Origin of the sequence: Pseudomonas sp. G1002, assembly GCF_013385455.1 — a bacterium.
In the GTDB taxonomy this organism is placed as follows: domain Bacteria; phylum Pseudomonadota; class Gammaproteobacteria; order Pseudomonadales; family Pseudomonadaceae; genus Aquipseudomonas.
Window position 1 is genome coordinate 149543 of sequence record NZ_JACAPY010000028.1, and the last position, 7547, is coordinate 157089.

7 protein-coding genes are annotated in these 7547 nt (G+C 62.2%); 4 read left to right on the forward strand and 3 right to left on the reverse strand.

From position 1 onward, the window contains the following. The first annotated feature begins 136 nt into the window (after positions 1-136). A complete protein-coding gene (gene pncB, locus HX801_RS18495; RefSeq protein WP_003217456.1) occupies positions 137-1351 on the forward strand; it encodes a nicotinate phosphoribosyltransferase in 1215 nt (404 codons plus the stop codon). 3 nt (positions 1352-1354) lie between these two features. Further along, positions 1355-2182 (forward strand): ammonia-dependent NAD(+) synthetase, encoded by an 828-nt coding sequence (gene nadE / locus HX801_RS18500; protein ID WP_003217462.1) that lies wholly within the window; start codon positions 1355-1357, stop codon positions 2180-2182. Between the two features lie 232 nt (positions 2183-2414). On the opposite strand, the gene azu is transcribed toward nadE, so the two are convergent. After that, positions 2415-2861 carry an azurin gene (gene azu / locus HX801_RS18505; RefSeq protein WP_008439083.1) on the reverse strand — a complete coding sequence of 149 codons (447 nt, stop codon included), beginning with the start codon at positions 2859-2861 and terminating at the stop codon, positions 2415-2417. 337 nt (positions 2862-3198) lie between these two features. Between azu and HX801_RS18510 the strand changes: the two genes are divergently transcribed. Then, a complete protein-coding gene (locus tag HX801_RS18510) occupies positions 3199-3786 on the forward strand; it encodes a TIGR00730 family Rossman fold protein (protein ID WP_003217468.1) in 588 nt (195 codons plus the stop codon). Positions 3787-3854: 68 nt separating this feature from the next. Further along, positions 3855-4034 (forward strand): hypothetical protein, encoded by a 180-nt coding sequence (locus HX801_RS18515; RefSeq protein ID WP_003217470.1) that lies wholly within the window; start codon positions 3855-3857, stop codon positions 4032-4034. Between the two features lie 70 nt (positions 4035-4104). Here HX801_RS18515 and HX801_RS18520 read toward each other — a convergent pair whose 3' ends face one another. Together HX801_RS18520 and HX801_RS18525 are read right to left on the reverse strand one after the other, a co-directional pair. Further along, entirely contained in the window at positions 4105-4995 is an 891-nt protein-coding gene (locus tag HX801_RS18520; RefSeq protein ID WP_003217471.1) for a transglutaminase family protein, read from the reverse strand. After that, positions 4995-7481 (reverse strand): circularly permuted type 2 ATP-grasp protein, encoded by a 2487-nt coding sequence (locus HX801_RS18525; protein WP_177022495.1) that lies wholly within the window; start codon positions 7479-7481, stop codon positions 4995-4997. The genes HX801_RS18520 and HX801_RS18525 overlap by 1 nt, the downstream gene beginning before the upstream one ends. Positions 7482-7547: the final 66 nt, after the last annotated feature.

A 7547-nucleotide genomic window follows, 5' to 3' on the forward strand; every position in this document is an offset into this window, starting at 1 on the left:
TTGCCTGCGATGGCGCCAGTAGTCATCCCCAAAAAAATCACTGGCAAAACAGCACAGGTCTATGCGCCACTAGCGCCATTCCTTAATTGTGCGTAAAGGTCGGCGCCCATCGCCGACCCGTCTGGAGATTCCCGTTATGAGCGAGAGTGTGTTTGCCGATCGCATCGTGCAGAACCTGCTCGACACCGACTTCTACAAGCTGACCATGATGCAGGCGGTGCTGCACAACTACCCGAACGTGGAAGTTGAATGGGAGTTTCGTTGCCGCAACAGTGAAGACCTGCGCCCGTACCTGGCGGAGATCCGCTACCAGATCGAGCGCCTCGCCGAGCTGAGCCTGAGCCCCGACCAACTGGGCTTCCTGGAACGCATCAGCTTCATGAAGCCAGATTTCCTGCGTTTCCTCGGGCTGTTTCGCTTCAACCTGCGCTACGTGCACACCGGTATCGAAAACGGTGAGCTGTTTATCCGCCTGCGCGGGCCATGGCTGCACGTGATCCTGTTTGAAGTGCCGATGCTGGCCATCGTCAGCGAAGTGCGTAACCGCTATCGCTACCAGAGCGTGATCCTCGAACAGGCCCGCGAGCAGCTGTATCGCAAGTTCGACTGGCTGACGGCCAACGCCAGCGTCGAAGAACTGTCCGAACTGCAGGTCGCGGATTTCGGCACGCGTCGACGCTTCTCCTACCGCGTGCAGGAAGAAGTGGTGAACGTGCTCAAGCACGACTTCCCCGGGCGTTTTGTCGGCACCAGCAACGTGCACCTGGCCCGCGAGCTGAACATGAAGCCGCTGGGCACCATGGCCCACGAATGGATCATGGCCCACCAGCAACTCGGCCCGCGCCTGATCGACAGCCAGATCGCCGCCCTCGACTGCTGGGTGCGCGAGTACCGTGGCCTGCTGGGCATCGCCCTGACCGATTGCATCACCACCGATGCGTTTCTCAGCGATTTCGACCTGTACTTCGCCAAGCTCTTCGACGGCCTGCGCCACGACTCCGGTGACCCGGTGCAATGGGCCGAAAAGGCGATCGCCCACTATCACAAGCTGGGGATCGAGCCCATGAGCAAGACCCTGGTGTTCTCTGACAGCCTGTCGCTGCCCAAGGCGCTGGAGATTTTCCGCGCGCTGCGTGGTCGGATCAATGTGAGCTTCGGCATCGGCACCAACCTGACCTGTGATATTCCAGGTGTGGAACCGATGAGCATCGTGCTTAAAATGACTGCCTGTAATGGCCAGCCCGTCGCGAAGATTTCCGATGAAGCGGGCAAGACCCACTGCACCGATCCGAACTTTGTCGCCTATTTGCGCCACGTTTTCAAAGTACCTGCCCTACCCAGCAAGGAGTGAATCATGCAAGCCGTACAGCGCGAGATTGCTGAACAGCTCAAGGTCCAACCACCGTTCAAGGACCAGGCCGCCCTTGAGGCGGAGGTCGCCCGGCGCGTTACCTTTATCCAGGATTGCCTGCTCAATTCAGGCCTCAAGACGTTGGTGCTGGGCATCAGCGGCGGCGTCGACTCCCTGACCGCCGGCCTGCTGGCCCAGCGTGCAATGCAAGAGTTGCGGGCTGCCAAGGGTGACGATGCGTACCGCTTTATCGCGGTGCGCCTGCCCTACGAAACCCAGTTCGACGAACACGACGCCCAGGCGTCCGTGGACTTTATCGAACCCGACGAACGCCACACAGTGAACATCGGCCCGGCGGTGAAATCCCTGGCCAATGAAGTGGCGGCGTTTGAAGGCAAGGCCGCAGTCTCCCGGGACTTCGTGCTGGGCAACACCAAGGCGCGCATGCGCATGGTGGCGCAGTACACCATCGCCGGCGCGGCCGGTGGTTTGGTGATCGGTACCGACCATGCGGCGGAAGCCGTGATGGGCTTTTTCACCAAGTTCGGTGACGGCGCCTGCGACCTGGCACCGCTGAGCGGGCTGGTGAAGAACCAGGTGCGCGCGATTGCCCGGCACTTTGGTGCTCCGGAATCGCTGGTAGAGAAGATCCCGACGGCCGACCTGGAAGACCTGTCGCCGGGCAAGCCGGACGAAGCGTCCCATGGCGTGACCTATGCCGAGATCGACGCGTTCCTGCACGGCGAGCCGGTGCGCGAGGAAGCCTTCAAGATCATCTGCGACACCTATCGCAAGACCGAGCACAAGCGAGTGATGCCGTTTGCACCCTGATCTGACGTAGCAGCTCATTCTGGCAAAAAGGCTTGCTGTGGCGAGGGAGCTTGCTCCCGCTGGGGCGCGAAGCGGCCCCTGAAACCTGCTTACTGCTTTTTCTGATGCTACGCGGTGAGCTTATTGGGGCTGCTCCGCAGCCCAGCGGGAGCAAGCTCCCTCGCCACAAGAGCAGCCTGCCTACAGGCAAAAAAAGCGCCCCGAAGGGCGCTTTTTTTTGCCTGAAGATTGCTTACTTCAGGGTCACAGTGCCTTTCATCATCGAGATGTGGCCTGGGAACGAGCAGAAGAACGCGTAGTCAGTGCCTGCCGCCAGCTTCGACACATCGAAGGTCACGGAGTCTTTCTCGCCGGCACCGATGATCTTGGTGTGGGCGATGATGCGGGTGTCGCCGTCTTTCAGGTAGTTCTTGTCGATACCGGCGGCCATGCCGTCGCTGGCGATGCCAGGCATGTCGGCGGCGGAACTCAGCACCCAGTTATGGCCCATGACGTTTTTCGGCAAGCTGCCGGAGTGGGTCAACTCAACGGTGAACGTCTTGCAGCTCTTGTCGATTTCGATGGCCTTGGTGTTGAAGGACATCTGGTCAGTGGAGTCGACAGTGACCTTGCACTCTGCAGCAAGCAACTGGCCGCTAGCCAGAGTCAGCAGGGAAACAGCAACGAGTTTGGCAAACATGTGAATCTCCAGGGCAGGGTTTAAAAAACGCATATTGCGACAAGGGTGCCTGAGTCAGGCATGACTTCATATGATCTGTATCAACAGATTGTATACAACTTTAGGCTATCAGACTCATCGACACAATCTACCGGCCAAAGTGCGGGTGCCGGCCTATGATCGGTCCATCACCCTTCCGGAGTTCCAGCCATGCACCTCAATAGCCTGTTCCGCAGCCTGCTTGCCGCCTATGCCTGTGGTGCCAGCGGCACCTGCGAAACACCTCAACGCGAGGTTTAATCCTTTGAGAGACGCAAGCCAGCCTTTACTCTTTAGCCACAACTGAGTGGAGTCAGGTATGTCCTTGAAGTCTGTCTGTGTGTTTTGCGGTGCCAGCAGCGGCACCAACCCGGCCTACCGTGAAGCAGCCGTGGCCCTCGGGCGCGCGCTGGCCGAGCGCAAGCTGACCCTGGTGTACGGCGGCGGCGCCGTGGGCCTGATGGGTATCGTCGCCGATGCGGCGCTGGAAGCCGGCGGCGAGGTGATCGGAATTATTCCCGAAAGTCTGAAAAACCTCGAAATCGGCCACAAAGGCCTGACCCGCCTGGAGGTGGTCGACGGCATGCACGCCCGCAAGGCGCGCATGGCCGAACTGAGCGACGCCTTTATTGCGCTGCCGGGCGGCCTGGGCACCCTGGAAGAACTGTTCGAAGTCTGGACCTGGGGCCAGCTCGGCTACCACGGCAAACCGCTGGGTTTGCTCGAAGTGAACGGTTTTTACCGCAAGTTGACCGATTTTCTTGATCATATCGTCGGCGAAGGCTTCGTCCGGGCACCGCATCGTGCCATGCTGCAAATGAGCGAATCGCCGGCTGAGCTGCTTGACGTACTGGATGCCTGGCAACCGCTGGTCCTGCCCAAATGGGTGGACCAAAAACCCGATTAACCCTTGGGACGCGATTAAAGGCAGAATACGCGCCGCTCAACCTCACCTTCGACCCCAGAGGATCGCCCATGGCAAAACCTAATTACTCCTTCGCCAAACGTCAGAGAGACTTGGCCAAAGAGCAGAAGAAAGAGGAAAAGCTGCAGCGCAAGAAAATTGCAGCCGACGAAGAAGCCGGTGCACTGAACCCGGATGCTGAAGGTACAGTGGCTACAGACGAAACCGAAGCACCGAAAGACGCTGAATAGGTGATCGTTCCCACGCTCCGCGTGGGAATGCATCCTGGGGCGCTCCGCGTCCCGATTTGAGATATGTGCATTACTCCAGCGGCATCACCGTCACCCGCACTTCCGGGTCATGGCTCCCTCCCCCCAGAATCACCCCCCGCAACGGCGAAACATCGGAAAAGTCCCGGCCCCAGGCCAGGGTGATGTGTTCCAGTGCCGGCTGCACATTGTTGGTCGGGTCAAAATCCACCCAACCCGACACCGGGCAAAACACCGACACCCACGCGTGGGACGCATCCGCGCCGATCAACCGTGGTTGGCCGGGCGGTGGCTGGGTCAGCAGGTAACCGCTGATATACCGCGCCGCCAGGCCCCGGGAACGCAGGCACGCGAGCATCAGGTGGGCGAAGTCCTGGCACACGCCGCGCCGGCGCTCCAGCACTTCCACCAACGGCGTGGCGACCTGGGTGGCTTCGGCATCGAAAGTAAATTCGCTGAAGATCTTCTGCATCAGCGCCTGCACACCCAACAGCAACGGACGACCAGCCGGGAAACAGTCTTCGGAGAACTCGACGAAGCTTTTCTTCAAATGCACATAGGGCGATTCGAACCGATAGCGGCACGCCTCGATCACTTCGGCCGACAGCGGCTGGCTGCTGTAGGTCAGGCCGTTGCGGGTCTGGTCCCAGGCCGGCGACAGGCTGAAATCCAGCAGCGGCCGCGCCAACACCTCCACTGTCAGCCCGGCGTTCACCAGCAGTTCATCATGGGGCCGCTCGAATGCCAGCCGGGTGATCGGGTTGCCGAACACATCCAGTTCATCCCGGCGCGAGGTCGGCTCGGGGCTGATCTCCAGTTGCTGCGAGCTGCAGCGCTGCCAGGCGCAAGGCCGCGGCCACAGGTGCGCCAGCTGCTGGGCCAGGGACACCGGGCTGTCGTAGTGATAATGGGTATCGTGGAAAATCTGGTAGCGGGCACTCATCACACAGACACCGTTTGCTGGCTGACATCGTCCACATGGGCAAAATGGCGCAAGGCCAGGCGGTCGGAGACTTGCCCACTTTCATCGGCCACCGCTTGCAGCAGGTCGGCCAGGCCATCCAGCGCGGCACGCACACTGGACTCGCCGAACAGCGGGTTCTCCAGGCAGCCCAGGTCAAAGCGCGCCAGGCGCTCCACCAACGGCGCCAGCCCGGTTTCCCGGGGCACGCCGAAATCGTCATTCAAGCGGCGCAAGGTGCGGCTCACCAGTTTCAGCTGGAACAGCACTGCGTGGGGGTTTTGCTCATCCAGCAGCAACAGGTCCAGCACCGGAATCAGCTGCGGTACCGCGAGGTAGCGCGAACGATAGGTGATGCTGCTGTTGCCCAGCTCCAGCAACCACTCCAGCCCGGCCTGATCGAACACCGCCACGCCGCGCAGGAACGCCGCCAGGCTGCTGCTGAGAAACTGCAGGCGCTCGATGCGCCGGCCCATCATCAGGAAGCGCCAGCCCTCGTCGCGGGTCATGTCGTCAAGGGCAAAGCCCGACAGCGCGGCCAGGGACATCACCAGGCGGTTGAGGAAATCCAGCAGTTCGCCGAAGTCCGGCTCTTCGCTTTCCAGTTCCAGGGCTTCGCGCTGCAACTCCACCAGCGCCTGCCAGTTTTCCCGGGACAGCTTGCCGCGCACCTGGGACGCCGCCCACTGCAAGCGCTGCAAGTTGGCCCGCAGGCTCGACGGCCAGTCGTCACCGAGCAACGCCGCCTGAAGCCGCTCAGGCAACTCGCCCTCCTCCGGCAACAGTCGCAGGTTCTCACCCAGTTCAACCGCCGCCTGCAGCGCCAGCGGGTCGTCTCCGTCGACATAGCGGGCGAGGACGATCCGCAGCCAGCGCGCACTGTCATCACAGCGCTCGCAATAGCGGCCAAACCAGAACAGGTTTTCCACCACCCGCGACGGCAGGTACGGATCGCGCCGCACCAGGTCATGGGCGCCGATGGCCCGCTGGGCGCGCCATTGCTCGGTGCCATGGGCGCGTTCGCCGAGCACCCAGGTGTCCTTGCTCGCACCGCCGCGCTGCATCGACACCACTTCGGCATCGGCATCGGCGGCCACACGGGTCAGGCCACCGGGCAGTACCCGATAACCGTCGGCGCTGGCTACGGCGTACACACGCATGCCGATGGCGCGGTGCTGAAGGTGATCGTCAACGGTGTGCCAGACCGGCGCCTGGGACAACTGCGCAAGTTCCTGGGCGACATAGGCGTAAGGCCGCGCGCGCATGCGTTCAGCCAGGGCTACGCGTTGTTCGTCGTTCAAGTCGCGGCCAAATACCGGGGTAAAGCTTTGCGACGGAAACGCCGGCTTGATCAGCAGCTCCGGCAGTTTCTCCAGGGCTTCGGCCAGCACCGGCGGCTCACCGCACCACCAGGTGGCGATGGACGGCAGGATCAGCTCTTCGCCAAACAGGAATTGATTGATCTTCGGCAGAAATCCCAACAGGCCAGGGGATTCCAGCACGCCACTGCCCAGGGCGTTGGCCACCAGCACATTGCCCTGGCGCACGGCATCCAGCAGGCCGGGCACGCCGAGGGCCGAGTCGGTGCGCAGTTCCAGCGGGTCGCAGAAATCGTCGTCCAGGCGGCGCATGATCGCGTGCACCCGGCGCAGGCCGCTGAGGGTCTTGAGGTACACCGTGGCGTCGCGCACGGTCAGGTCGCCGCCTTCCACCAGCGGGTAGCCAAGCTGGCGGGCGAGGTACAGATGCTCGAAATAGCTTTCGTTGAAACGGCCCGGGGTCAGCAGCACGATCAGCGGTGGCTGGTCGTCGCTCGGCGCCTGGCGGGCCAGGGTTTCCTGCAGGGTGCGGAAGAACCCGGTGAGGTGCTGCACCTGCAAGTCGCGGTACAGGTCCGGGAAGGCGCGGGACACGATGGTGCGGTTTTCCAAAGCATAACCGGCGCCGGACGGGGCCTGGGTCCGGTCGGCGGTGACCCACCAGCGGCCATCCGGCGTACGCGCCAGGTCCACGGCGTACAGGTGCAGGAACGCGCCGTCGGGCGGCTGGATGCCCTGGCACGGCCACAGGAAATTGTTATGGCCGAACACCAGTTCTGCCGGCAGCAAGCCTTCGGCGATCAGGCGTTGCGGGCCGTAGAGGTCGGCCAGTACTGCATTCAGCAGGCGCGCACGCTGGGCGATGCCGGCGGCAAGTTGCTTCCATTCATCGGCGGCCAGCACGTGGGGCAGCAGGTCCAGCTCCCAGGGGCGATCGGCGCCCTTGGGGTCGGCGTAGACGTTGTAGGTCACGCCGTTTTCCTGGATCTGCCGAGTCAGCAAGGCTTGGCGCTGGGCCAGTTGCGCCGGGGTGCTGCGTTGCAAGTGATCGAGCAGCCGCTGCCAATGGGCGCGAACCGCGCCGCTGTCGTCCAGCAGTTCGTGATAAGTGCCCGCGGTCAGCGGGTAACGGTCGAGCAAGTCGGGCATGGAACGCTCGGCAGAGGCAAGGGAAGTCAGATTAATTTACAAACACTGCAAATCCAGTGTGCAAGC

Coding starts and splice junctions, on each gene's coding strand:
- pncB (WP_003217456.1), top strand. CDS start 137: ATGAGCGAGAGTGTGTTTGCCGATCGCATCGTGCAGAACCTGCTCGAC.
- nadE (WP_003217462.1), top strand. CDS start 1,355: ATGCAAGCCGTACAGCGCGAGATTGCTGAACAGCTCAAGGTCCAACCA.
- azu (WP_008439083.1), bottom strand. CDS start 2,861: ATGTTTGCCAAACTCGTTGCTGTTTCCCTGCTGACTCTGGCTAGCGGC.
- HX801_RS18510 (WP_003217468.1), top strand. CDS start 3,199: ATGTCCTTGAAGTCTGTCTGTGTGTTTTGCGGTGCCAGCAGCGGCACC.
- HX801_RS18515 (WP_003217470.1), top strand. CDS start 3,855: ATGGCAAAACCTAATTACTCCTTCGCCAAACGTCAGAGAGACTTGGCC.
- HX801_RS18520 (WP_003217471.1), bottom strand. CDS start 4,995: ATGAGTGCCCGCTACCAGATTTTCCACGATACCCATTATCACTACGAC.
- HX801_RS18525 (WP_177022495.1), bottom strand. CDS start 7,481: ATGCCCGACTTGCTCGACCGTTACCCGCTGACCGCGGGCACTTATCAC.